Source organism: Streptomyces sp. NPDC028928, assembly GCF_055564915.1.
The window spans coordinates 13,201-37,313 of record NZ_JBVHVI010000027.1; the positions used below are offsets into that span (position 1 = coordinate 13,201).

Below are 24,113 nucleotides of genomic sequence, written 5' to 3' on the forward strand. Positions count from 1 at the left end.
GAACGCGGGTCGATCCGATAGCAAGGGCCTATGGCGGTCTTCGTCGCGCTCGGCGCGTTCCTCATGACGCTGGCCGGCGGCTGGACGGCACAGCGCGTGACCGACCGCCGCCATCTGGTGCTGGGCCTGGCCGGCGGACTGATGCTGGGCGTGGTCGGCCTTGACCTGCTGCCCGAGGCCCTCAGGGCAGCGGACACCGAGGTCTACGGCGTCCCGGCCGCGCTCCTGCTGTTCGTGGCCGGCTTCCTCCTCGCCCATCTGGTGGAACGCCTGCTGGCGGCCCGCCGCGCCTCGCACGGCGCCGACGAACACAACCACCGCGCCCCCGAGGTGGGCCTGACGGCGGCCGCGGCGATGGTGGGGCACAGTCTGATGGACGGGGTGGCGATCGGCGCGTCCTTCCAGGTGGGCGGCGGCATGGGAACCGCGGTCGCGCTCGCCGTCATCGCCCACGACTTCGCGGACGGCTTCAACACCTTCACCCTGACCAGCCTGTACGGCAACGCCCGTCGCAAGGCCCTCGCCATGCTCTTCGCGGACGCCGTCGCCCCCGTCGCCGGAGCCGCCGCGTCCGCGTTCCTCACCGTCCCGGAAGACCTCCTCGGCGGCTATCTCGGCCTGTTCGGCGGCGCACTGCTGTACCTCGCCGCGGCCGAGATCCTCCCCGAGGCCCACCACGAACACCCCGCCCGGTCGACCCTGCTGTGCACGGTCGCCGGCGCGGCGTTCATCTGGCTGGTGGTGGGCGTCACCGGCTGACCCGGGCGGTCTCACAGCTTCCCGCCCCGCCCACCGTCGCGCCGCGCGGGCGCGATCAGCGTCGACAGGTACGGCAGCGCGGCCCCGTCCAGCTCGGCGGCCGGCCGCACCGACTCCTCCGGCAGCCCGAGCGCCGACCCCCACACGGCGTCCCCGATCCGCCCGGTCTCCCGCAGCGCCTGAGCCACCTCGGCGGCCTGCCGCCCGAACTTGTACGCCACGACCGTCCCCGGCCCGGCCAGCGCCTCCTTCAGCACCGCCGACCCGGCGGTCACCGGTACCAGGGTGAGCGGCTCGGTGCCCTCGGTCAGCACGGCACCCGAACGCGCCGCGAGATCCTGCATGGCGGTGATCCCGGGCACCGTCTCCACGACGACACCCGGCACCAGCTCCGCGATGGTCTGCGCGAGATAGGTGAACGTCGAGTACACGTTGGGGTCGCCGATGGTGGCGAAGGCGACCGTGCCGTGCTGCCTCAGCAGCCCGGCGACCCGCTCGCCCGCCGCGTCCCAGGCGGCCTCCCGCCGCGCCCGGTCCGTCCGCTCGTTCAGCGCGAACACCACCCGGACGACCTTGTCCTCGGGAACGTAGTGCAACACGGTCGCCTCGGCCCGCCCCCGCTCCCCGGTGTCCATGACGGGGACGACGACGACATCGGCGGCCCGCAGCGCGTTGACCCCCTTGACGGTCACCAGCTCCGGATCCCCGGGACCGACCCCGACCCCGACCAGCCTGCTGCTCATGACGTCCGGCACCTCTCCACGAACCGACGGGCGACACCGGGCTCGGACGCCCAGTGCGTGTGCAGATAACTCGCGTGCACGCCCTGCTGTACGAAACCTTCGACCCGCCGGACCGGGGCCCGCACACCCCAGGCGGGAGCGGCACCGGCACCCGGCTCGACGACGGTGCGGTGGAACTCGTGCCCCCGCATCCGCGTCCCGGCCACCGCCAGCACACTGTCGCCGACGGCCACGGCATCCCGGTAGCCGAGGGTCAGCCGATCGGACATCCGCGCGGTGGCGTCCAGCACACCGCACATCGGCTGCCCGTCCAGCTCACGGCAGAGGTAGAGCAGCCCGGCACACTCGGCGGCGACCGGGGCACCGGAGAGGGCCAGTTCGGCAACGGCCTTGCGCAGCGGCACGTTGGCGGACAGCTCCTGGGCGTACACCTCGGGGAAACCACCCCCGATGACCAACCCGGCCGTCCCCTCGGGCAGCCGCGCGTCCCGGAGCGGATCGAAGGTGACGACCTCGGCTCCGGCGGCGGTGAGCAGCTCGGCGTGCTCGGCGTAGGAGAAGGTGAAGGCGGGCCCGCCGGCGACGGCGACCACCTCACGCGTCGCCGCCGCGGTGACGGGCGGTTCCCAGGCAGCGCACGACAGCGTTCCCGCACCCCGCGCCAGTGCGAGCAGAGCCTCCAGATCGCATCCGCGCTCCACCTGCCCGGCCATCTCCGCCACCGCGTCCACGGCGTCGGACCGTCGCTCGGCCACCGGCACCAGACCCAGATGCCGAGAAGGCGTGTCCACCTGGGGAACCCGCCGCAGCACACCCAGCACCGGCACCCCGGAGGAGTCCAACGCCTCCCGAAGCAGCTCTTCGTGCCGGTCCGAGGCGACCTTGTTCAGGATCACGCCCCCGACCCGCACCTGCGGATCCCACGACGCGAACCCGTGCACCAGCGCCGCCACCGACCGCGACTGCGAGGACGCGTCCACGACGAGCACGACCGGCGCCCCGAGCAGCTTGGCGACCTGCGCGGTGGACGCCAGCTCACCTGCGCCGGCGGCCCCGTCGTACAGCCCCATCACCCCCTCGACCACGGCCAGGTCGCACCCCCGCGCCCCGTGCAGGAACAGCGGAGCCACCAGCTCCGGCCCGCACAGGTACGCGTCCAGGTTGCGGCCCACCCGCCCGGTCGCGAGGGAGTGATACCCGGGGTCGATGTAGTCCGGCCCGACCTTGTGCGGGGACACGGCGAGCCCCCGCGCGGCGAACGCGGCCATCAGCCCCGTGGCGACGGTGGTCTTGCCGCTGCCCGAGGAGGGCGCGGCGATGACCAGCCGGGGAACAGAGGTCACCACTCGATGCCCTTCTGGCCCTTCTGCCCCACGTCCATGGGGTGCTTGACCTTGGACATGTCGGTGACCAAATCGGCGAAGTCCACCAGCTTCTCCGGCGCGTTCCGCCCGGTGATCACCACGTGCTGGGTACCGGGCCGGTTCCGCAGCACATCGACGACCTCGTCGGTGTCGACCCAGCCCCAGTGCATCGGGTACGCGAACTCGTCCAGCACGTACAGCCGGTACGTCTCGGCGGCCAGGTCCCGCTTGACCTGCTCCCAGCCCTCGCGGGCCTTCTCCTCGTTGTCCATCTGGGCATCGCGCTGGACCCACGACCAGCCCTCGCCCATCTTGTGCCAGTCGACGGTGCCGCCCTCGCCGGAGGCGCCGAGCACACGCAGCGCGTTCTCCTCGCCGACCTTCCACTTCGCCGACTTGACGAACTGGAACACCCCGATGGGCCACCCCTGGTTCCAGGCGCGCAGCGCGAGCCCGAACGCGGCGGTGGACTTGCCCTTGCCCACGCCCGTGTGCACGACGACCAGCGGACGGTTCCTGCGCTGACGAGTCGTCAGACCGTCGTCCGGTACGACACTCGGCTGTCCCTGCGGCATTACGCGGCCCTCCTGCCCTGAATTCCCTTCACCAGCCCGGCGATCGAGTCCGCCCGCAGCTCGTCCAGCGTCACCGCCGTACCGCCCAGCTCACCCGCGAGCTTCCCGGCCAGCCCCAGCCGCACCGGCCCCGACTCGCAGTCCACGACCACCGAGGCGACCTGCTCGGCCGCGAACAGCCCGGCGGCCCGCGAGGCGAGCAGCAGCGGCTCCGGACCACCGGTGGCCCGGCCGTCCGTCACCACGACCACCAGCGGCCGCCGCGCCGGATCCCGCAGCCGCTCCACCCGCAGCACCTCGTGCGCCTTGAGCAGCCCGGCCGCGAGCGGCGTACGCCCTCCGGTCGGCAGCGACTCCAGCCGCGCGGCGGCGGCGTCGACGGACGACGTCGGCGGCAGCGCGACCTCGGCCGCCGCCCCCCGGAACGTCACGAGCCCCACCTTGTCCCGCCGCTGGTAGGCGTCCAGCAGCAGCGACAGCACGGCCCCCTTCACGGCACTCATCCGCTGCCGCGCGGCCATCGACCCGGAGGCGTCCACGACGAACAGCACGAGGTTCCCCTCGCGCCCCTCCCGGGCCGCCTGCCGCAGATCGTCCCGACGCACGACCAGCCCCGGACCGGACCGCCCCCGCGCCCGCTGATGCGGCGCGGCGGCCTGCACGGTCGCGGCCAGATGCAGCTTGGTCAGCGCCCCCCGGGGCCGCCGGGCCCCGGTGGTCCGCCCGTGCTCGGTCCGGGCCCGGGACCGCCGCCCGGCCGCACCCTCACCGATGCCGGGCACGCTCAGCACCCTGGTCCGGAACGGCTCGGCGGCCCGCGCGGGCGACTGCTCCTGCCCGCCGGACGCCTGCGGCTGCCCGCCCTCACCGGCCTCGGGCCGCGCGGCGTCACCGCCGTCGCCCTGCGGACCGCTGTCCGGCGCCGGCTGCCCGCCGCCCCCACCGGGACCGTCCGGGCCGGGATCGTCGTCGCCGTCCGCGTCGTCCCCGGAGAACTGCTCCAGCGTCTCGTCCAGCTTGTCCTCGTCGAGCCCCGGCGCGTCGAACGGGTTGCGCCGCCGCCGGTGCGGCAGCGCGAGCAGCGCCGCCTGCCGCACGTCCTCGGCGAGCACATCGGTCCGACCGGCCCACGCGGCCAGCGCGGTGGCGGTCCGCGCCATCACGATGTCGGCGCGCATCCCGTCCACCTCGAAGGCGGCACAGGTCGCCGCGATCTGCCGCAGCGCGCCGTCCCCCAGCCGGACCTCCGGCAGCAACGCGCGCGCCGCCACGATCCGCTGCCGTACGGCGGCCTCCTCGTCGGCCCACCGCGCGGCGAACCCGGCCGGATCGTCGTCGTACGCCAGCCGGCGCCGGACGACCTCCACCCGCTGCTCCGGCTCCCGCGAGGCCGCGACCTCCACGGTGAGCCCGAACCGGTCCAGCAGCTGGGGCCGCAGCTCGCCCTCCTCCGGGTTCATGGTGCCGACGAGCAGGAACTTCGAGGCGTGCCGCACGGACACGCCCTCGCGCTCCACGTACGAGGCGCCCATCGCCGCGGCGTCCAGCAGCAGGTCGACCAGGTGGTCGTGCAACAGGTTCACTTCGTCGACGTACAGGATCCCGCGGTGCGCGTCGGCCAGCAGACCCGGCTCGAAGGCCTTCACACCCTCCGCGAGCGCCCGCTCGATGTCCAGGGCGCCGACCAGCCGGTCCTCGGAGGCACCGACGGGCAGCTCGACCATCCGCGCGGGACGCTCGGTGCCCTGGCCCGGCTCGTGCGGACCGTCCGGGCAGGCGGGGTCCGGCTTCGAGGGGTCACACGAGAAACGGCACCCGGAGACGACCGGCACCTCCGGCAGCAGCACCGAGAGCGCGCGTACCGCCGTGGACTTGGCGGTGCCCTTCTCGCCGCGCACCAGCACACCGCCGACCGCCGGCGACACGGCGTTCAGCAGCAGCGCGAGCCGCAGATCGTCCTGGCCGACGACGGCCGTAAAGGGGAACGGGGTGGTCACTGGTCGCCCTCCAAGTCGCCTTCCAGCTCCAGGTAGGTGGCGCGCAGCCGCTCCAGCGTGTCCGCGTCCGGCTCCGCCCACAGGCCGCGGTCCGCCGCCTCCAGCAGACGCTCGGTGATGCCGCGCAGCGCCCACGGGTTGGACTTCTTCATGAAATCCCGGTTCTCCGGGTCGAAGACGTACTCCGCGCTCAGCTTCTCGTACATCCAGTCGTCGACCACGCCCGCCGTCGCGTCGTAGCCGAACAGGTAGTCCACGGTCGCCGCCATCTCGAAGGCGCCCTTGTAACCGTGCCGGCGCATGGCCGCCATCCAGCGCGGGTTGACCACCCGGGCCCGGAAGACCCGGTGGGTCTCCTCCCCGAGCGTCCGCGTCCTCACCTGGTCCGGCACGGCCGAGTCACCCACGTACGCCTCGGGGCTGGCGCCCGTCAGGTGGCGGACCATGGCGACCATGCCGCCGTGGTACTGGAAGTAGTCGTCGGCGTCGACCAGGTCGTGCTCACGGGTGTCGACGTTCTTCGCCGCCACCGCGATCCGCCGGAACGCCGTCTCCATGTCCCCGCGCGCCGCCCGCCCGTCGAGCCCGCGCCCGTAGGCGTAGCCGCCCCACACCGCGTACACCTCGGCCAGGTCGGCGTCGCTGCGCCAGTTGCGGGCGTCGATCAGCGGCAGCAGACCGGCGCCGTACGCGCCCGGCTTGGAGCCGAAGACACGGGCCGTGGCGCGGCGCCGGTCGCCGTGCTCGGCCGCGTCCTCTTCCACGTGCGCCCGCACGTAGTTGGACTCGGCCGGCTCCTCCAGCTCCGCCACCGCCCGTACCGCGTCGTCGATCAGAGCGACCACATGCGGGAACGCGTCCCGGAAAAAGCCGGAGATGCGGACGGTGACGTCGATGCGGGGACGGCCCAGTTCAGCGAGGGGGACGACCTCGAAGCCGGTCACCCGCCGCGAGGCCTCGTCCCACACCGGGCGGCAGCCCAGCAGCGCCAGGATCTCGGCGATGTCGTCACCCTGGGTGCGCATCGCGGACGTGCCCCAGACCGTCAGACCGACGGACTTCGGGTACTCCCCGGTGTCCTGGAGATAGCGTGCGACCAGGGAGTCCGCCAGCGACTGGCCGACCTCCCAGCTCAGCCGCGACGGGATGGCCTTGGGGTCGACGGAGTAGAAGTTCCGGCCCGTCGGGAGGACGTTGACCAGGCCGCGGGTCGGGGAGCCCGACGGACCCGCCGGGACGTAACCGCCGTCCAGCGCCCGCAGGATGTGCCCGATCTCGTCCGTGGTCCGTGCCAGACGCGGCACGACCTCGTCGCACGCGAACTCCAGCACGGCGACCGCGTCGGGGAGTTCGGCCCCGAGCGCGCCCCGCAGGACCGCCGGGACGATCGCGCGGTCCCACGCCCGCGCCTCCATCTCCTCCGCGATCCGCCGGCACAGCTGCTCCAGCAGGTCGATCGCGTCGGACGCGGTCCGCGCGGGCCCGTCCACCAGGTCCGTCAGTTCCACCGGCACCTTCACCGGGGCGCCCGGCTCGGCCAGCAGCTCCTTCTCCACCAGGCCGAAGTGCTGGGCGAGCGACGCCCGCAGACCGGGCAGCGCGTTCGCCTGGCCGCCCCACACCTGCGAGGCGCGCAGCACGGCGAGGACGAGGTTCACCCGCGGTTCGGCGACCGGGCCGCCGCCGAGGATGTGCAGACCGTCCCGGATCTGCACGTCCTTGATCTCGCACAGATAGCCGTCGATGTGCATGACGAACTCGTCGAACGCGTCGTCGTCCGGCTGCTCGTCCACATGCAGGTCGTGGTGCAGCTCGGCCGCCTTCACCAGCGTCCAGATCTGGGCGCGGACGGCCGGGGCCTTCGCCGGGTCCAGGTCGGAGACGAGCGCGTACTCGTCCAGCAGCTGCTCCAGCTTGGCCAGGTCACCGTAGGTGTCGGCCCGCGCCATCGGCGGCACCAGGTGGTCGACCACCGTGGCGTGCCCGCGCCGCTTGGCCTGCGTGCCCTCGCCGGGGTCGTTGACGATGAACGGGTAGACGAGGGGCAGGTCGCCGAGTACGGCGTCCGGGGCGCATCCACGCGACAGGCCCAGGCCCTTGCCGGGCAGCCACTCCATCGTGCCGTGCTTGCCCATGTGCACGATCGCGTCGGCCCCGAAGCTGTTCTCCAGCCAGCGGTAGGCCGCCATGTAGTGGTGCGACGGCGGCATGTCCGGGTCGTGGTAGATCGCGATCGGGTTCTCGCCGAAGCCGCGCGGCGGCTGGATCATCACGACGACGTTCCCGAACTGGAGGCTGGCCAGCACGATGTCGTCACCGTCGACGTACAGACCGCCCGGCGGTTCGCCCCACGCCTCGGTCATCGCGTCCCGCAGCTCGGGGTCCAACTTCTCGAACCACGCCCGGTAGTCCGCCAGCGGCACCCGCGCCGGCGCGGCGGCCAGCTGCTCCTCGGTCAGCCACTCCACGTCGTGGCCGCCGGCCTCGATGAGGCGGTGGATCAACTCGTCGCCGCCGGAGGGGTACTCGGTGAGCCCGTACCCCGCGTCCCGCAGCGCGTCCAGCACGCGTACCGCCGACGCGGGCGTGTCCAGGCCGACCGCGTTGCCGACCCGGGAGTGCTTGGTCGGGTACGCGGTGAAGACCAGGGCGATCTTCTTCTCGGCGTTCGGCTTGTGCCTCAGCCGGGCGTGCCTGACGGCGATCCCGGCCACGCGGGCGGCCCGCTCGGGGTCGGCGACGTACACCGGCACCTCGTCGGGGCCCTGCTCCTTGAAGGAGAACGGTACGGTGATCAGCCGGCCGTCGAACTCCGGGATCGCGACCTGCATCGCCGCGTCCATGGGGGACAGCGCCGCGTCGGACTCCTCCCACGCGGCCCGCGAGGAGGTGAGGCAGAGCCCTTGCAGCACGGGGACGTCCAGGTCGGCGAGCGCGCCGATGTCCCAGGACTCCTCGTCGCCGCCCGCCGAGGCCTGCGAGGCGTGCGTGCCGCCGGCCGCGAGCACGGTGGCCACCAGCGCGTCGGTCCGGCCCAGCAGCTCGTACAGCCCGGCGTCCGCGCCGCGCAGCGAACCGCAGTACACCGGCAGCGCGTTGGCGCCCTGCGCCTCGATCGCCTCGCACAGGGTGTCCACGAAGGCGGTGTTGCCGCTCAGTTCGTGCGCCCGGTAGAACAGCACGCCCACGGTCGGCCGGCCGCCTCGGACCTCGTACGAGCCGTGCACGCCGAACTCCGGCATCCGGCGCGGTTCCTCGAAGCCCTCACCGGTCAGCAGCACGGTGTCCGACAGGAACCGGGACAGCTCCAGCAGGTTCTCGGGGCCGCCCTCGACCAGGTACTTCAGCGCCTCCGCGACCACACCGGCCGGCACGGACGACTCGGCCATCAGCTCGGCGTCCGGCACGGCCTCGCCGCCCAGCAGCACGGTCGGGATGCCGGACGCCTTCAGCGCGGCCAGCCCGTCCTCCCAGGCCCGCTTGCCGCCCAGCAGCCGTACGACGGCGAGGTCCGCGCCCTCGATCAGGCCCGGCAGCTCGCCGGCGACGTCGACCCGGGTGGGGTTGCCGATGCGGTAGCCGGCGCCGGAGGCCCGGGCCGCCAGCAGATCCGTGTCGGCGGTCGACAACAACAACACTGTGCTCATGCGGGCGCTCCCGGTGGAATGAAAGGCAGTCCTTGCGGCGCGCCGGACTCGATGAGCCGCCACAGCGCGTCCGTGTCCGCGTGCTGTTCGATCAGGTCGCCGAGCCGGTCGAGCTGCTCCTCGCGCAGCGCGGCGAAGGAGGTGTCCGGCGCGGGCACGAAGCGGCGGCCCGCGGCGGCGGCCACCTCGCGCAGGAAGGCCCGCCGGAAGCCGTCCGACTCCAGCGAGCCGTGCCAGTGGGTGCCCCAGGTCTGGCCGACCCGGCAGCCGTCCAGGAAGGTCTCGCCCCCGTCGACGGTGGCCACCCCGTGGTGGATCTCGTAGCCGTCGACCCGCTCGCCGAGGGCCTCCCCGCTCGGCCGGGTCAGGGTCTTCTCCCGGGCGAAGCGCACCCGGACGGGCAGGAGGCCGAGCCCGTCGACATGACCACGCCGGCTCTCGACGTCGTCCTCGATGTGCTCGCCGAGGATCTGGAAGCCGCCGCAGATGCCGAGGACGGGGCGCTGCTCGGCGGCCCGGCGTACGAGCGCGTCCGCGAGCCCGCGCTCCCGCAGCCACTCCAGGGCCCGTACCGTTCCGCGCGTGCCCGGCACCACCACGAGGTCGGCGTCCGCCAGCTCCTCCGGGCGGTCCACGAACCGCACGACGACGCCCGGTTCGGCGGCCAGGGCGTCCACATCGGTGAAGTTGGACATGAGCGGGATCGCGCACACGGCGACCCGCAGCACGTCCTCGCCGACCGGGGGAGTGACGGAGGACTCGCGGACCGTGCCGCGCAGCGAGACACGCAGCCCGTCCTCCTCGTCGATGCCGAGCCCGTGCCGGAAGGGCAGCACGCCGTACGTCCGCCGCCCGGTCAGGCCCTGGAGCATGTCCAACCCGGGCTCCAGCAGGCTGACATCGCCGCGGAACTTGTTCACCAGGAACCCGGCGACCAGCTCCTGGTCCTCCGGCGAGAGCAGGGCGACGGTCCCGAAGAAGGACGCGAACACGCCCCCGCGGTCGATGTCGCCGACGACGAGCACGGGCAGTCGCGCATTGCGCGCGATGCCCATGTTGACGATGTCCGTCCGCCGGAGGTTGATCTCGGCCGGACTGCCCGCCCCCTCACAGATCACCGCGTCATACGTGCCCCGCAACTCGGCCAGGCAGTCCAGCACCGTGCCGAGCAGCCGCTGCTGGCGCCCGCCGTGGTACCCGCGTGCGCTCAGCTCGCCCACCGGCTTGCCGAGCAGCACCACCTGGCTGCTCTGCTCGCCGCCGGGCTTGAGCAGCACCGGGTTCATCAGCGCGGTCGGCTCGAGCCGGCAGGCCTGCGCCTGCATCGCCTGAGCCCGCCCGATCTCCGCGCCCTCGCGCGTGACGAACGAGTTCAACGACATGTTCTGCGCCTTGAACGGCGCGACCTTGACACCCTGGCGTACCAGCCAGCGGCAGATGCCGGCCGTCACGACGCTCTTGCCGGCGTCGGAGGTGGTGCCGGCGACGAGGAGACCACCGTTCACTTCCCGCGTCCTTTCAGGAGCCGGCGTGCGGCGAGCGTGCCGGCGAGGGCGAGCAGGCCGACACGGCGGGAGAGCCGTACGGCCCGGTCGATGTCGGTGACCCGGACCGGCCGTCCGGCGGCGCCGTTGAGCACGGGCCGGTGTTCGGTACGGCCGCCGTAGGAGAGCGTCCCGCCCAGGCGTACGCCGAGCGCACCCGCGAAGGAGGCCTCCACGGGACCGGCGTTGGGGCTCGGGTGCTTGCGCGCGTCGGCCTTCCAGGCGCGCAGGGCACCCCGCGGATCCGGTCCGGCCGCGGCGGCGAGCACGGCGGTCAGCCGGGCCCCCGGCCAGCCGGCGACGTCGTCGAGGCGGGCGGAGGCCCAGCCGAAGCGCCGCAGACGGGGGGACTTGTGACCCACCATCGCGTCCAGGGTGTTGACCGCCCGGAACCCGAGGAGCCCCGGGACCCCGGCCACGGCACCCCAGACGAGGGCGCCGACCACGGCGTCCGAGGTGTTCTCGGCGACCGACTCGACCACGGCCCGGGCGATACCGTCGGCGTCCAGCGCCTGCGGGTCCCGGCCGCACAGATGGGGCAGCCGGGCCCGGGCGGCCTCGACGTCCCCGGCCTCGAGGGCGCGTCCGATGGTGCGGGCCTCGCGGGCGAGCGAGGTGCCGCCGACCACGGCCCAGGTGGCGGCGGCGGTCAGCGCCACGGAGGCGGTGCGGGAGGGGCGTACGGCACGCGCGGCGAATGCGCCGAGAGCGACGGCGCCACCGGCGCACACGGCGGTGTGCAGGGCGCCCCAGCCGCGGTGGTCGTGCCACAACGCGCCTTCCACGGCCCCGGCCGCCCGGCCGAACGCGGCGACCGGGTGCCCGCGGCGGGGATCGCCGAGGAGCAGGTCACCGAGGACGCCGGCGGCGGCGCCGTACGCGTATGTGCGATCGGCACCCATCGGCTCAGCCGGCCGTGGGCGCAGGAACGGGCCCGGTAGGCCTGGTGCTGGTCCTCGATCGGCAGCCGAGCATGGCGATATGTGTCCTCACTCAGGGTGTCCGCGCCCTGGTTCGACGTGAATCGGCGGTGAGAGTTCCTGGCTCCCGGGGGGTTCTTCCCCGGTGACAGTGGCGGGACCGCGCCGGATTCGCACCGGCTTCCTCTCCTGCCGCCGTACATGGCCTGGGCAGTCCACCACGCGCCCGGAACGGCCGTCAACTTGCCTTTGACCTGCGTGGGGAGAGTGTGCCGATCCCCACACCGTGGGGTGTGCGGGGTCTGCCGGAGTACGGCAGAGGCTCCCCCGCGCGACACGCGCGGGGGAGCCTCTGTGGGTGTGGTCAGGCCTTGGCCACGATCAGGTTGATGCCGTACGCCACCGCCGCCGCGCAGGCCGCGAAGCAGAGGTAGGCGCCGGTGACGGCGAGGGCGGCGGAGCCACCCTGTGCCACGGCCTTCTCGCGCCGGTTCAGGCCCGCGATGCCGAGGGTGAACAGGGTCACCAGGGCCACGGTGACCCCGAGGCTGACGCCGAAGACGGAGCCGAGGGCCGCCCAGTCGATCTTCATGGGGATGCTTCCTTCAGTAACCGTGTGCTCGGGGTCAGACCGCGGCGGCCGGCGGGGTGGCCGGGGCGGCGGCGGGGGCCGGCTCGGTGGCCGGGGCGGGGATGGTGGCCGTCAGGTCCTCGGTGATCGTGCCCGCGGGCGGCGGGGTCACGGCGGCGATGGCGGCGGTGACGACACCGACGGGCTCCGTGGTCTCCTCGACCACGTTGGTGTGGTCGACGACCTCGCGGCGGGAGATCTTCCAGATCGCGGCGGACGCGGCGACCAGGAAGACGGCGACGACGGCGGTGCCCCAGTCACCCAGGTCGGTGACGGCCTCGGCGCCCGCGCCGACCAGCGCGGCGGCCGGGAGGGTGAGCGCCCAGGCGATGAACATGCGGGTCGCGGTGGACCAGCGGACCACACCGCCCTTGCGGCCCAGGCCCGCGCCCATCACCGAGCCGGAGACGACATGCGTGGTGGAGAGGGAGAAGCCGAGGTGGGAGGAGGCCAGGATGGCGGTCGCGGCGCTGGTCTGCGCGGCGAAGCCCTGGCGCGGCTCCAGGTCGGTCAGCCCCTTGCCCATGGTGCGGATGATGCGCCAGCCGCCGATGTAGGTGCCGAGCGCGATGGCCAGGCCGGCGGAGAGGATCACCCAGGTGGGAGGGTTCGAGCCGGGGGCGATCGAGCCGCCCGCGACGAGGGCCAGGGTGATGATGCCCATCGTCTTCTGGGCGTCGTTGGTGCCGTGCGCGAGGGAGACCAGGCCGGCGGAGGCGATCTGGCCGGCGCGGTAGCCCTTGCGGGTGGCCTCGCCGTCGGCGGTGCCGCCGATGCCGTAGGAGAACCGGGTGGCCAGCAGCGAGGCGAGGCCCGCCACGACCGGCGCGGCGACGGCCGGGAGCAGCACCTTGGTGACCAGGACGTCACCGTGGACGGCGCCGAAGCCGGCGGAGGCGACGGTGGCGCCGACCAGGCCGCCCATCAGGGCGTGCGAGGAGCTGGAGGGCAGGCCCACCAGCCAGGTCAGCAGGTTCCAGAGGATCGCGCCGACCAGGGCGGCGAAGATGACCTCGGGACGGATGCCGGTCTCGTCGACGAGACCCTTGGAGATCGTGTTCGCGACCTCCACGGAGAGGAAGGCGCCCACAAGGTTGAGGACGGCGGACATGGTCACCGCGATCTTCGGCTTCAGGGCGCCTGTGGAGATGGTGGTGGCCATCGCGTTCGCGGTGTCGTGGAAACCGTTCGTGAAATCGAACGCGAGAGCGGTTACCACCACTATCGCGAGGATCAGCGAGAAGCTTTCCATTTACCCAGGCAATCGTTCGAGGTCATTGGCTGGACGAACGTAGGCAACCTGGGTGAACGGAAGATGAACTGAGGCGGGCGTGAGGGTGTCAGTAACGCGCGTACGAGACTCCGCTTTGCTCTCTCGGCCCAGGCGCCCCTTGGCTAGCGGCCCCGGGCCAGGATCCGCAGCCGGCTCAGGGGGCCGTTGAAGAGATTCTGGTCACCCGGCAGCCGGCCCTTGGTGCCGTACTGCCAGAACGTCCAGTACCGCCAGCCGCCCGGCAGGGCGCCCGGCCGCGAGGTGCCGTGACGGGCGATCCACAGGGCGTGAGAGGAGGAGAAGGCGCGGCTGTTCCCGGTGCACAGCCTCCACCACTGGGCTGTGGTGTAGATCACCGGGCGGCGGCCGGTCTCCCGCTTGATCTCGTCGCTGAACGACCGGATCCAGCGGACCATCCGTTTCCGGCCCAGCCCGTAGCACTTGTGCTGCGCGTCGTACGGGTTGTACTCGATGTCCAGCGCGGGCGGCAGGGTCCAGCCGTCCGCCCGCCAGTCCCCGCCGTGCCGCACGAAGTAGGCGGCCTGCCGGGCCCCGGAGGACCGGTCCGGCCGCGCGAAGTGGTACGCGCCCCGGATCAGGCCGGCCTTGCGGGCGCCGCCGTACTGTCCGGAGAAGTAGGGGTTGCGGTAGTCCGTGGACTCGGTCGCCTTGACGTACACGAACCGCGCCCCCTTCGCCCGTGCGGCCGCCCAGCCGACCCGCTTCTGATGCGACGACACGTCGTGCCCCCGGGGCAGCCCGGCACCGGTCTTCGGCGTCCCGGCGGCTCCCGGCGCTGCGGCGGCCTCCGGTGCTGGGGGTGCTTCCGGCGCCGCGGCGGCCTCTGGTGTTCCGGCGGCCCCGGCCTGCCCGGCCGTCTCCGCCTGCCCGGCCGACTGCGACAGCCCGGCCGTCTCCGTGAGTCCCGCCGTCTCCGTGAGTCCGGCCGTCTCCGCGAGTCCGGTCGGCCTCAGCAGTCCGGTGGCCTCCCATGCTCCGGTGGCCCCCCACGCTCCGGCCGCCTCCAGGATCCCGGCCGCCTCCGGCGATCCCGTCGGCGCCGGTGATCCCGCCGATGGCGGGACGACGGGGTCCGTCGGTGCGGCCGACGCGGGTGCGGGGCCCGCGAGGGCGAGGGCCGCCGTGGCCGCGGTGAGAACCGCGGCGCGGCGGCGGACGAGGGTGCGTTCACGGGCCATGCGTCTCTCCGGGGTGGCGGACGGCGGACGCCCTCCCCTCGCGGGCGGCAGCGGTCGTCCAGTGGGCAAGAGGGACCATTGAAAAGCCCGATGATCACCCGTACGCACTGATTTGGTGCGGTTTCAGGTGTTTCGCCGTAAAATTCGCCCGTTCGGCCGCACGGTTTCCGGGCGGAAGCCGCCGCCCCACCCGCTCCCGCAGCCCCGGCTGGCAGGATCACCGCATGGCTGAACCGCTGCTGCACACGGAAGACGAACACCAGGACGAGGCACGGCTCTGGGCGGAACTGGTCGCGACGGCGCGCCGTACCGTCGCCGACGGACTGGTCGTCGGCACCTCCGGCAACGTCTCCGCCCGCATCGGCGACCTGGTGCTGGTCACCCCCTCGGGCGTCCCCTACGACCGGCTCACCCCCGCCGACATCACCGGCGTCGACCTCACCGGACGCCAGGTGCTCGGCACGCTCGTGCCGACCAGCGAACTGCCCATGCACCTCGCCGTCTACCGCACCACCGACGCCCGTGCCGTCGTCCACACCCACGCCGTGCACGCGACCGCGGTCTCCACGCTCGTGCCCGAGCTGCCCCTCGTCCACTACATGGCCGGCGCCCTCGGCGGCCCCGTACGGGTCGCCCCCTACGCCACCTACGGCACCGACGAACTGGCCGAGAACATGCTCCGCGCCCTCGCCGGCCGCTCCGGCTGCCTGCTGCAGAACCACGGCACGATCACCCACGGCGCCACCCTCGACCAGGCCTACGACCGCACCGCCCAGCTGGAGTGGATGTGCCGGCTGTGGCTGACGGCGTCCTCGGTGCCGGGCCTGACACCGTCCCTGCTTACGGAGGCACAACTGGCCCAGGCCGGGGAACGCTTGAAGGGGTACGGCCAACGGAGGTGACCCCTTGCCCCGCAGCAACCCGCCCCGACCCCTGCCCACCCCGCTCGCCCTGCTGCACCGCGCCGGCGCGAGCCGGCTCCCCCCGCTCCACCGCACCGGTGCCCGGCGGCTCCCCCTTCCGCTGGCCGGTGGCCCGGCCCGCGCCGACACTGGACCCGTGCGCACTGCAAAGGCGACCGCCACCGCACTCGCCGCCGCCCTGGCAGCCGGCACGGCTTCCGTGGTCGCCGGCCGGCTCGCCAGCGACGCCGCGCTCAAGGCGCCCGCGGGGCGTCCGCTGCCCACCGAGCCCCGCCTGACCGTGCACGGCACGGCCGCCGGGCGGATCACACTCACCCGCGACCTGGCCGCCCTGCGCCCCGGCACCTACGGCCTCGCCGGCGACGGCTCCCACGCGATCGTCGGCCCCGTCCTGGAGACGGCCGAGCACACCGCCGACACCGTCGTGCGCCGCCTGGAACGCGTCACCCACGGCGCCCTCGCCCCCGGCGACGCGGTGTGGCTCACCCCGAACCTGTACGTCGGCGACCCCGGCGCCGCCCTCGGCCTGGACCACGCCGACGTCGACGTGCCCGGGGAACTCGGCGCCCTGCCCGCCTGGTTCCTGCCCGGCGACCGGAACACCTGGGTGATCGCCGTGCACGGCCTCGGCACCACCCGGGAACACACCCTGAACGTCATGGGCTTCCTGCACGGCCGCCGCCTGCCGGTCCTCGCCCTCGCCTACCGCGGCGACCTCGGTGCCCCGCGCCCGCCGGACGGGCTGAACCACCTCGGCGAGACCGAGTGGCGGGACGTCGAGGCGGGTATCCGCTACGCCCTCCGCCACGGCGCCCGCCGGGTCGTCCTGTTCGGCTGGTCCACCGGCGCCACCATGGCCCTGCGCGCCGCCGAGCGCTCCGCCGTCCGCGACCGCGTCGCCGGGCTGGTCCTGGACTCGCCGGTGCTCAGCTGGGAGGCCACGCTGCGCGCGCTGGCCCGGGCCCGGCACACCCCGCCGCCGCTGCTGCCGCTCGCCGTGCGGGCCGCGCAGGGGCGGGCCGGACTGCACGCCGACCGCGTCGCCGGGACCGCCGACTCCGCCCGGCTCCGGGTCCCCACCCTGGTCATCCACGGCCCGGACGACCAGGTCGCCCCCTTCGAGTTCTCCCGCCGGCTCGCCGGCCGCCGCGCCGACATCGTCGCCCTGCACACCGTCGCGCGCGCCCCGCACGGAGCCATGTGGAACGTGGACCCCGAGGAGTACGAGGAACGGCTGCGCCGGTTCCTGACCCCGCTGATGTGACACCCGGACCGCATCCGGCCGACACCGGCACGAAGCATTCCGTTTCATGTCGTACGTATGGCGCGATCGGGTCGCTCCGGCCCGACCCGTACCCCGTGCATTGGCCAGTCCGGTAGCCCGCCGTGACATTCCGTTTGGGTTTTCGGACCGTCAACCGGAAGACTGCACCCGTGACGTCCCGTATCCCGCGCGACTCCAGGCTCCGACTCGTCCGACCGCGACCCCTGGCCGCCGCCCCCAGAGCTGTGAACCAGCGGCGCCCGCAGCGCCCCGCACCCCGGCCGCCGGAGGGCACACCCGCCCCGGCCGAACTGGCCGGAATGGCCCGCACCAGGCTGGCCGGCGCGGCTCGCGTCGCCCGCTGGGCCGACGCCGCACTCGGCCCCGGCCGCACCGGTGCCACCACCGACGGCAAGGCCACCCTCTCCGCCGCCACCGCCGAACGCGCCGCCGCCGAGCTGGGCCTGAGCACCGCTCAGGTCCGCGCCGACTGGGACACCGCCCGCCTCGCCGGACTCGTCGAGGTGCACGGCGACAGCGCGCGCCCCGGCTGGCGGCTGCGCGCCTGGGACCGCGACGACAGTGCCGTACTGCGCGGCTGGGTCGCCCTCTTCGACGCCTGGTCGCTCGCCTGCCCGGAACCCGACGGGCACGAACCGGCCGCCGTCGCCGAGGTCGTCTCGGCCATGCCCCAGGTGCTCTCCTTCCTCCAGCTGTCCGCCGGCCCGGTCCCGGTCGAGCAGCTGCTCGACCTGCTCCAGCAGCGGGTCACCGAACTGCGCACCGAACGCTGCGAGGTCTCCTACGAGCCCGGCACCGGCGAGCCCGCCGGACCCCTGGCCCCGGCGGACCCGGTACCCGCCGAGGGCGCCCCGCTCGCCCCGCTGCTCGACTGGGCGCTGAGCGCCCTCGCCTCCGTCGGCGCCCTCACCTACGGCGACGGCCAGGCCACGCTCACCCCGCTGGGCAGCTGGGCGGTCTGGGTCAAGCTGGAGCAGATCTGCGTCGCCGCGCAGAGCCCCGCCGGCAACATCGAGCAGTCCGCCGAGGACATGCTCCGCGGCTGCGCCCAGCTCCGCCCCAACGCGGCCCGCGCCGAGTACCGCGCCTGGCTCGCCGCCCGCCCCGTCGGCAGCGCCGTCACCGAGCTGATCGGCGCCGCCCGCGGCGACGACGCCCTGCTGCGCGGCCTGGCCTTCGAGGCGCTGCGCGTCGTCGGTGCCCCCGCCGAGCCCGACGTACGGGCCGTCGTGGACGAGCCGGCGCTGCGGCCGTACGCGCTGCTGTGGCTCGCCGAGCACGACGGCGTCGACCCGGAGGACGCCCACGAGGTGCTCACCCGTGAGGAGGCCACCTGGCTGTGGGTGGACACCGCCGCCGCCGTCGCCGACCACGGCGAGGCACCGATGCTGGTCCGGCATCTGGAGTCCGCGGTGCAGCCCACCGTGCCCCAGCTGCTCGACGAGGTCCGCGCCGTCGGCCACCCGCGCACCGTGCAGGTCCTGGTCGCGCTCGCCGCCGCGCACCCCGACCCGGCGCTGGCCAAGGCCGTCCGCCGGGCCGCCTTCCAGGTGCACACCGGGGGATGAGCCGGAGCCCGGGCGGCGGGGGAGGGGCTCAGACGCCGATGTCGGGCGCGTACGTCCCGAAGCTCCAGATGTTGCCCTCGGCGTCCCGGGCCATGTAGTCCCGCGAGCCGTAGTCCTGGTCCGTCGGGGGCATCAGGATCTCCACCCCGTGTTCCACGGCCCGCTGGTGGTGCGCGTCCACGTCGTCCACCACGACGTACACCCCGGCGGGTCCCGCGTCCTTCATCGCCGTGTCGAAGAGGCCGCCGCGGCCCTTGGAGCCGATCATCACCGCGCCGTTGCCCTGGACCAGCTCGGCGTGCATCACCTTGCCGTCCGCCGTCTCGTACACCGACAGCTCGGTGAAGCCCAGCGCCTCCGTCAGCTGCCGGATCGCCGCCCTGGCGTCCGCGTACAGCAGCGTGGGACAGATGCCCGGCCGTGCGCCGCCACCCGTGTCTGCCATGCCGATCACTCCTTCGTGCATCGGTTCCGCCGTGCGTTTCCGAGTCTGGCAGCCGCCACTGACAACGCCTCGGCGGAACGTGCCCGATCCCCCGCCGCCGGGCGAACCGCCGAACGGGGGACATCCCGTCCGCACCTGCCAGGACACCCCGCCGACCCGGCCGGCGGTGACTACGCTCGGCGCCTGATCCGGACGGTGGAGACCGAGAGGGGGCAAGGTGGCGCTTCCACCACACGGCCCCCGCCCCCGCCGGACCGCCACAGCCCTCCCCTCCCCGAACGGGCCGCCCGGCCCCCGCCCCGACCCCCGCGCCCCCGCCCTCCTCCGCCGGGCCGCCGCCGGCCTCCTCGTCGCCGTCCTGGCGCTCGGTCTGCTCGGGGCGGCCCGCCACCTCAGGCCCGCTCCCTACGGCGACCGGCTGCTCCACCCCGGGCAGGGCGAGCCCGGGCCGGGAGCGTGGGCGGCGCGGGCGCACGGCGGTGCCGTGGCCGGCTTCGACAGCCGTACCGGCGCGCTGCGGTGGCGCTACGCGCGCGTGGGACACCGCCCCCTCGCCGTGCTCCCCGCGCGCGGGGAGGCGATCGCGCTCTGGGACGACGGGCTGCTCACCGACACCGACGGCCGCTCCGTGCGCTGGCACCGGGCCCTGCCCGACGCGGCCGAGTGGCTCCCGGCCCAGGGCGGCACGGGCGTGCTGCGCCCCCTCGGCCGCGGCATCCTGGCGGTCGTCACCCCGCGCCGGGTCACCGCGTACCGCACCGCCGACGGGGACCTGCGCTGGGTGCTGCCCGCCGGGAAGGGCTGCGCGTTCCGGCCGGAGAGCGCCGTACGGCGGGGCGCGGCCCTGCTCCTCGCCCAGCCCTGCGCGGACTCCGCCTGGACCGGCCAGCTCGTGGCCCTGGACGACCTGGGCCGGATCGCGCCCGGCCGCACCCCGCTGGGCAACGATCCGCCCAGCCCGCGCCCCGGGCGCCGGCCACGGCGCCCGGACGCAGAAAAAGCGCTTGCCCGCCCCCGTTAGACTGGTTCCCATGGCCATTCTCCTCGCGCATTAGACGGCGGGAACGTCCTCAGCCGCCCACCCGCCAATCTCCCTGTACGCCCTGGAGTCTGTCCTTGATCTCCGCCTCCGGTATCGAGCTGCGCGCCGGTGCGCGCGTCCTCATCGAGAACGCCACCTTCCGTGTCGCCAAGGGTGACCGCATCGGCCTCGTCGGCCGTAACGGTGCGGGCAAGACCTCCCTCACCAAGGTCCTCGCCGGCGAAGGCATCCCGGCCGCCGGCACCGTCACCCGCTCCGGCGAGGTCGGCTACCTCCCGCAGGACCCCCGCACCGGCGACCTCGACGTCCTCGCCCGCGACCGCATCCTCTCCGCGCGCGGCCTGGACGTCCTGATCCGCAAGATGCGCGAGAACGAGCAGCGCATCGCGGGCGGCAAGGGCTCCACCCGCGAGAAGGCCCTGAAGCAGTACGAGCGCCAGGAGACGGAGTTCCTCACCAAGGGCGGGTACGCCGCCGAGGCCGAGGCCGCCACCATCGCCGCCGCCCTGAACCTGCCCGACCGGGTGCTCGGCCAGCCGCTGCACACCCTCTCCGGCGGTCAGCGCCGCCGTATCGAGCTGGCCCGGATCCTGTTCTCGGACGCCGACACCCTGCTGCTGGACGAGCCGACCAACCACCTCGACGCGGACTCGATCATCTGGCTGCGGGACTACCTGAAGACCTACCGCGGCGGCTTCATCGTGATCTCCCACGACGTCGACCTCGTGGAGACCGTGGTCAACAAGGTGTTCTACCTGGACGCGAACCGGTCCGTGATCGACGTCTACAACATGGGCTGGAAGCTGTACCAGCAGCAGCGCGAGGCCGACGAGAAGCGCCGCAAGCGGGAGCGGGCCAACGCCGAGAAGAAGGCCGCCGCGCTCAACGCGCAGGCCGACAAGATGCGCGCCAAGGCCACCAAGACGGTCGCCGCGCAGAACATGGCCCGCCGCGCCGAGAAGCTGCTCTCCGGCCTCGAGGAGGTCCGGATGTCCGACAAGGTCGCCAAGCTCCGCTTCCCGGAGCCGGCCCCCTGCGGCAAGACCCCGCTGACGGCCGAGGGCCTGTCGAAGTCGTACGGCTCGCTGGAGATCTTCACCGACGTCGACCTCGCCATCGACAAGGGCTCGCGGGTCGTCATCCTCGGCCTCAACGGCGCCGGCAAGACCACCCTGCTGCGGCTCCTCGCGGGCGTGGAGACCCCGGACACCGGCCAGGTCGTCCCCGGTCACGGCCTCAAGGTGGGCTACTACGCGCAGGAGCACGAGACCCTGGACGCCGACCGCACGGTCCTGGAGAACATGCGCTCGGCCGCCCCCGACATGGACCTGGTCGAGGTCCGCAAGGTGCTCGGCTCGTTCCTGTTCTCCGGCGACGACGTCGACAAGCCGGCCGGTGTCCTCTCCGGCGGCGAGAAGACCCGCCTCGCCCTGGCCACCCTGGTCGTCTCCTCCGCGAACGTGCTGCTCCTGGACGAGCCGACCAACAACCTGGACCCGGCCAGCCGCGAGGAGATCCTCGGCGCCCTGCGCACCTACAAGGGCGCGGTCGTCCTCGTCACCCACGACGAGGGCGCCGTCGAGGCGCTCCAGCCGGAGCGGATCATCCTGCTCCCGGACGGCGTCGAGGACCTGTGGGGTTCCGACTACGCGGATCTCGTCGCCCTGGCGTGAGGGAAACCGGCGTGATCGAAAGCCTGATCCACTGAGTATGGATCATTCGGCCGATCCGTGATCCATCATCTGTGTGAGATCTCCTCGTATCGAGGTGTGTCGTACACGGACTTTCCGGCCGATCCCCTGGTAGCCAAGGGGTCGGCCGGTCCGCGTCCCTGACCTGGTACTTCGCGAATCCACCCGTACGGCCCCTCGGACCGCACCCCGTGGAATCGTCCATTCCGCTTGTGGGGATCCGCTCCTGTCGTCACAACGATGTCTCACCGACCTTGCCGAATGGGTGGCCATCGGGCCCGGGAGGGGTGATCATGAGGAGACCAGAGCGCACTTCCCATGAGGAGGCACGGGTGGCCGAGACTCTGAAGAAGGGCAGCCGGGTGACCGGCGCCGCGCGCGACAAGCTCGCGGCAGACCTGAAGAAGAAGTACGACTCCGGTGCGAGCATCCGGGCGCTGGCCGAGGAGACCGGCCGCTCGTATGGCTTCGTGCACCGGATGCTCAGCGAGTCGGGCGTCACGCTCCGTGGGCGTGGCGGAGCGACCCGGGGTAAGAAGGCCGCTTCGTCCTGACTCCGGGCGGCCCATCGGCTTCGATGGTGGCCACCCGGTCGGCGGACCGACCGGCCGGGTGGTTACTGTGCAGTCACTTAGCTTCGCTCAGCTGACCGCACCCATCGGAGGCGCCCCATGGCTTCGCCCGAGCAGGACCTCGCTCCCGCACTCGACAAGGACGGCGTACGGCTCACCGTCGACGACGCGCTCGCCACGGTGACGCTGACCAATCCGGCCAAGCGCAATGTACAGAGCCCCGCCCTGTGGCGGGCGCTCGCCGAGGCCGGGCGGCTGCTGCCGGGCTCCGTCCGCGTCGTCGTGCTGCGCGGCGAGGGCAAGTCCTTCTCCGCCGGGCTGGACCGTCAGATGTTCACCCCGGAGGGGATCCCGGGCGAGCCGACCTTCATCGAACTCGCGCGCCGTGACGACGCCGGGCTCGACGCGACCATCGCCGAATACCAGGAGGCGTTCACCTGGTGGCGGCGGACCGACCTCGTGTCCATCGCCGCCGTCCAGGGACATGCCATCGGGGCCGGCTTCCAGCTCGCGCTCGGCTGCGACCTGCGGGTCGTCGCCGACGACGTGCAGTTCGCCATGCGCGAGACCAGCCTCGGCCTCGTCCCCGATCTGACCGGCACGCACCCGCTGGTCGGCCTCGTCGGATACGCCCGCGCGCTGGAGATCTGCGCGACCGGACGGTTCGTCGGGGCCGAGGAGGCGGTGTCCAGCGGGCTGGCCAACCTCGCGGTGCCCGCCGGTGAACTCGACGGCGCCGTACGGGACCTGGCGGCCGCGCTGCTGGCCGCGCCGCGGGACGCCGTCGTGGAGACCAAGGCGCTGCTCCAGGGTGCGGTGGACCGTACGTACGACGAGCAGCGCGCGGCCGAGCGGGCCGCACAGGCCCGGCGGCTGCGGGACCTGGCCGGCCTCGGCGAATGACCCCTGCCGTCAGCCCACCGCGGTGATCGGTACGGTCACCGTCGGCCGGTCCGGCGGGGCGTCGCGATGTGCCGCGCGGACCTGCCGGGCCACGTCCACGGTCCGGTGCGTCGCGCCGGTCGCCGGTTCCACGCGGAGGTGACGGCGCGGCAGCCCGGCCTCGCCGTCGCCGGCTGACCGGGCTGCTGATCGACACCGGTGACGGCGCGGGCGCGTCCCCGTGGGCGCGGCCCACGCCGAGCGGGGGAGGCGGGGTGCGGTGCGGACGGCCGTCAGAATCCGTGCCGCGAGCCCCCGTCCACCGGCACCATGACCCCGGTCAGGTACGAGGCCGCCGGCGACAGCAGGAACGCCGCCACCCGCCCGAACTCCTCCGGTGCCCCGTACCTCCGCAACGGGATCCGCGACTCGCTGGCCGCCCGCGTGGCCTCGGGGTCGGCCGAGCGCGCGTCCAGCTCGCGCACGCGGTCGGTGTCGATGCGCCCCGGCACCAGTCCCACCACCCGGATCCCGCGCGGCCCCAGCTCGTCGGAGAGCGACTTGGCGAACCCGGCGAGTCCGGGCCGCAGTCCGTTGGACACGGTCAGCCCCGGGATCGGCTCGTACACCGAGCCCGACAGCACGAACCCGATGACACCGCCCTCCTCCAGCTCGGCCGCCGCCGCGCGCGCGAGCCGCACCGCGCCGAGGAACACCGACTCGAACGCGGCGCGCCACTGCTCGTCGGTGTTGTCTGCGACGAACCCGGGCGGCGGGCCGCCCACGCTCACCAGCACCCCGTGGAAGCCGCCGAAGTGCTCACGGGCGGTGGCGACCAGCCGCTCGGGAGCCTCCGCGTCGGCGTTGTCCACGGCCACGCCCACCGCGTTCGGGCCCAGTTCGGCGGCCGCGTCGGCGACCCGCTTCTCGTCCCGGCCGGTGACGACCACCTTCGCCCCGTCGGCGATCAGTTCCCGCGCGGTGGCGTTGCCCAGCCCGCGGGTGGCGCCCGTGACGACGTACACCCTGTCCTTCAGTCCAAGATCCATGGCC

20 protein-coding genes and 1 riboswitch are annotated in these 24,113 nt (G+C 73.7%); of the genes, 8 read left to right on the forward strand and 12 right to left on the reverse strand.

Annotation, left to right across the window (positions count from 1 at the left end; translation table 11 throughout):
- The first annotated feature begins 30 nt into the window (after positions 1 to 30).
- Complete coding sequence (locus ACZ4U1_RS39380) at positions 31 to 759, forward strand: ZIP family metal transporter (RefSeq protein WP_467908991.1); 729 nt, start codon at positions 31 to 33, stop codon at positions 757 to 759.
- Positions 760 to 770: 11 nt separating this feature from the next.
- Here ACZ4U1_RS39380 and cobI read toward each other — a convergent pair whose 3' ends face one another.
- The 10 genes from cobI to ACZ4U1_RS39430 form a co-directional block, all read right to left on the reverse strand.
- The gene (cobI, locus tag ACZ4U1_RS39385) at positions 771 to 1,502 is read right to left on the reverse strand and encodes a precorrin-2 C(20)-methyltransferase (RefSeq protein WP_467908992.1); all 732 of its coding nucleotides are present in this window, start codon (positions 1,500 to 1,502) and stop codon (positions 771 to 773) included.
- Positions 1,499 to 2,848 (reverse strand): cobyrinate a,c-diamide synthase, encoded by a 1,350-nt coding sequence (locus ACZ4U1_RS39390; RefSeq protein WP_467908993.1) that lies wholly within the window; start codon positions 2,846 to 2,848, stop codon positions 1,499 to 1,501. Before ACZ4U1_RS39390 ends, cobI begins: the two co-directional genes overlap by 4 nt.
- Positions 2,842 to 3,441, reverse strand: a complete 600-nt coding sequence (gene cobO / locus ACZ4U1_RS39395; RefSeq protein ID WP_228623965.1) for a cob(I)yrinic acid a,c-diamide adenosyltransferase — start codon at positions 3,439 to 3,441, stop codon at positions 2,842 to 2,844. Before cobO ends, ACZ4U1_RS39390 begins: the two co-directional genes overlap by 7 nt.
- Complete coding sequence (locus tag ACZ4U1_RS39400; RefSeq protein WP_467908994.1) at positions 3,441 to 5,438, reverse strand: putative cobaltochelatase; 1,998 nt, start codon at positions 5,436 to 5,438, stop codon at positions 3,441 to 3,443. The genes cobO and ACZ4U1_RS39400 overlap by 1 nt, the downstream gene beginning before the upstream one ends.
- Positions 5,435 to 9,085 carry a cobaltochelatase subunit CobN gene (gene cobN / locus ACZ4U1_RS39405; RefSeq protein WP_467908995.1) on the reverse strand — a complete coding sequence of 1,217 codons (3,651 nt, stop codon included), beginning with the start codon at positions 9,083 to 9,085 and terminating at the stop codon, positions 5,435 to 5,437. The genes ACZ4U1_RS39400 and cobN overlap by 4 nt, the downstream gene beginning before the upstream one ends.
- Positions 9,082 to 10,590, reverse strand: a complete 1,509-nt coding sequence (locus tag ACZ4U1_RS39410) for a cobyric acid synthase (protein WP_467908996.1) — start codon at positions 10,588 to 10,590, stop codon at positions 9,082 to 9,084. Before ACZ4U1_RS39410 ends, cobN begins: the two co-directional genes overlap by 4 nt.
- Positions 10,587 to 11,531 carry a cobalamin biosynthesis protein gene (locus tag ACZ4U1_RS39415; protein WP_467908997.1) on the reverse strand — a complete coding sequence of 315 codons (945 nt, stop codon included), beginning with the start codon at positions 11,529 to 11,531 and terminating at the stop codon, positions 10,587 to 10,589. The genes ACZ4U1_RS39410 and ACZ4U1_RS39415 overlap by 4 nt, the downstream gene beginning before the upstream one ends.
- Before the next feature lie 112 nt (positions 11,532 to 11,643).
- Positions 11,644 to 11,785, reverse strand: a riboswitch (cobalamin riboswitch).
- A gap of 128 nt (positions 11,786 to 11,913) precedes the next feature.
- Entirely contained in the window at positions 11,914 to 12,141 is a 228-nt protein-coding gene (locus ACZ4U1_RS39420) for a hypothetical protein (protein WP_467908998.1), read from the reverse strand.
- A 34-nt stretch (positions 12,142 to 12,175) separates the two neighbouring features.
- Positions 12,176 to 13,432 carry an inorganic phosphate transporter gene (locus ACZ4U1_RS39425; protein ID WP_467908999.1) on the reverse strand — a complete coding sequence of 419 codons (1,257 nt, stop codon included), beginning with the start codon at positions 13,430 to 13,432 and terminating at the stop codon, positions 12,176 to 12,178.
- A gap of 143 nt (positions 13,433 to 13,575) precedes the next feature.
- The gene (locus ACZ4U1_RS39430) at positions 13,576 to 14,358 is read right to left on the reverse strand and encodes a lysozyme (protein ID WP_467909045.1); all 783 of its coding nucleotides are present in this window, start codon (positions 14,356 to 14,358) and stop codon (positions 13,576 to 13,578) included.
- 518 nt (positions 14,359 to 14,876) lie between these two features.
- On the opposite strand from ACZ4U1_RS39430, the gene ACZ4U1_RS39435 reads away from it, so the two are divergent.
- The 3 genes from ACZ4U1_RS39435 (at position 14,877) to ACZ4U1_RS39445 (ending at position 18,428) form a co-directional block, all read left to right on the forward strand.
- Entirely contained in the window at positions 14,877 to 15,554 is a 678-nt protein-coding gene (locus ACZ4U1_RS39435; protein ID WP_467909000.1) for a class II aldolase/adducin family protein, read from the forward strand.
- A 157-nt stretch (positions 15,555 to 15,711) separates the two neighbouring features.
- Positions 15,712 to 16,839 carry an alpha/beta hydrolase gene (locus ACZ4U1_RS39440; RefSeq protein ID WP_467909001.1) on the forward strand — a complete coding sequence of 376 codons (1,128 nt, stop codon included), beginning with the start codon at positions 15,712 to 15,714 and terminating at the stop codon, positions 16,837 to 16,839.
- A 170-nt stretch (positions 16,840 to 17,009) separates the two neighbouring features.
- On the forward strand, positions 17,010 to 18,428 hold the full coding sequence (locus tag ACZ4U1_RS39445) for a hypothetical protein (RefSeq protein WP_467909002.1): 1,419 nt from the start codon (positions 17,010 to 17,012) through the stop codon (positions 18,426 to 18,428).
- Between the two features lie 28 nt (positions 18,429 to 18,456).
- On the opposite strand, the gene ACZ4U1_RS39450 is transcribed toward ACZ4U1_RS39445, so the two are convergent.
- Positions 18,457 to 18,894, reverse strand: coding sequence for a VOC family protein (locus tag ACZ4U1_RS39450; protein ID WP_467909003.1), 438 nt, complete (start codon positions 18,892 to 18,894; stop codon positions 18,457 to 18,459).
- Positions 18,895 to 19,090: 196 nt separating this feature from the next.
- Between ACZ4U1_RS39450 and ACZ4U1_RS39455 the strand changes: the two genes are divergently transcribed.
- The 4 genes from ACZ4U1_RS39455 to ACZ4U1_RS39470 all read left to right on the forward strand — a co-directional run bounded on the left by ACZ4U1_RS39455 (position 19,091) and on the right by ACZ4U1_RS39470 (position 23,081).
- Entirely contained in the window at positions 19,091 to 19,894 is an 804-nt protein-coding gene (locus ACZ4U1_RS39455; RefSeq protein ID WP_467909004.1) for a PQQ-binding-like beta-propeller repeat protein, read from the forward strand.
- A 95-nt stretch (positions 19,895 to 19,989) separates the two neighbouring features.
- Complete coding sequence (gene abc-f, locus ACZ4U1_RS39460) at positions 19,990 to 21,588, forward strand: ribosomal protection-like ABC-F family protein (RefSeq protein ID WP_467909005.1); 1,599 nt, start codon at positions 19,990 to 19,992, stop codon at positions 21,586 to 21,588.
- A 350-nt stretch (positions 21,589 to 21,938) separates the two neighbouring features.
- Positions 21,939 to 22,160, forward strand: a complete 222-nt coding sequence (locus tag ACZ4U1_RS39465; protein ID WP_004002281.1) for a helix-turn-helix domain-containing protein — start codon at positions 21,939 to 21,941, stop codon at positions 22,158 to 22,160.
- 117 nt (positions 22,161 to 22,277) lie between these two features.
- On the forward strand, positions 22,278 to 23,081 hold the full coding sequence (locus ACZ4U1_RS39470; RefSeq protein WP_467909006.1) for an enoyl-CoA hydratase/isomerase family protein: 804 nt from the start codon (positions 22,278 to 22,280) through the stop codon (positions 23,079 to 23,081).
- Positions 23,082 to 23,353: 272 nt separating this feature from the next.
- Here ACZ4U1_RS39470 and ACZ4U1_RS39475 read toward each other — a convergent pair whose 3' ends face one another.
- Positions 23,354 to 24,109 (reverse strand): SDR family oxidoreductase, encoded by a 756-nt coding sequence (locus ACZ4U1_RS39475; RefSeq protein ID WP_467909007.1) that lies wholly within the window; start codon positions 24,107 to 24,109, stop codon positions 23,354 to 23,356.
- Positions 24,110 to 24,113 lie beyond the last annotated feature (4 nt).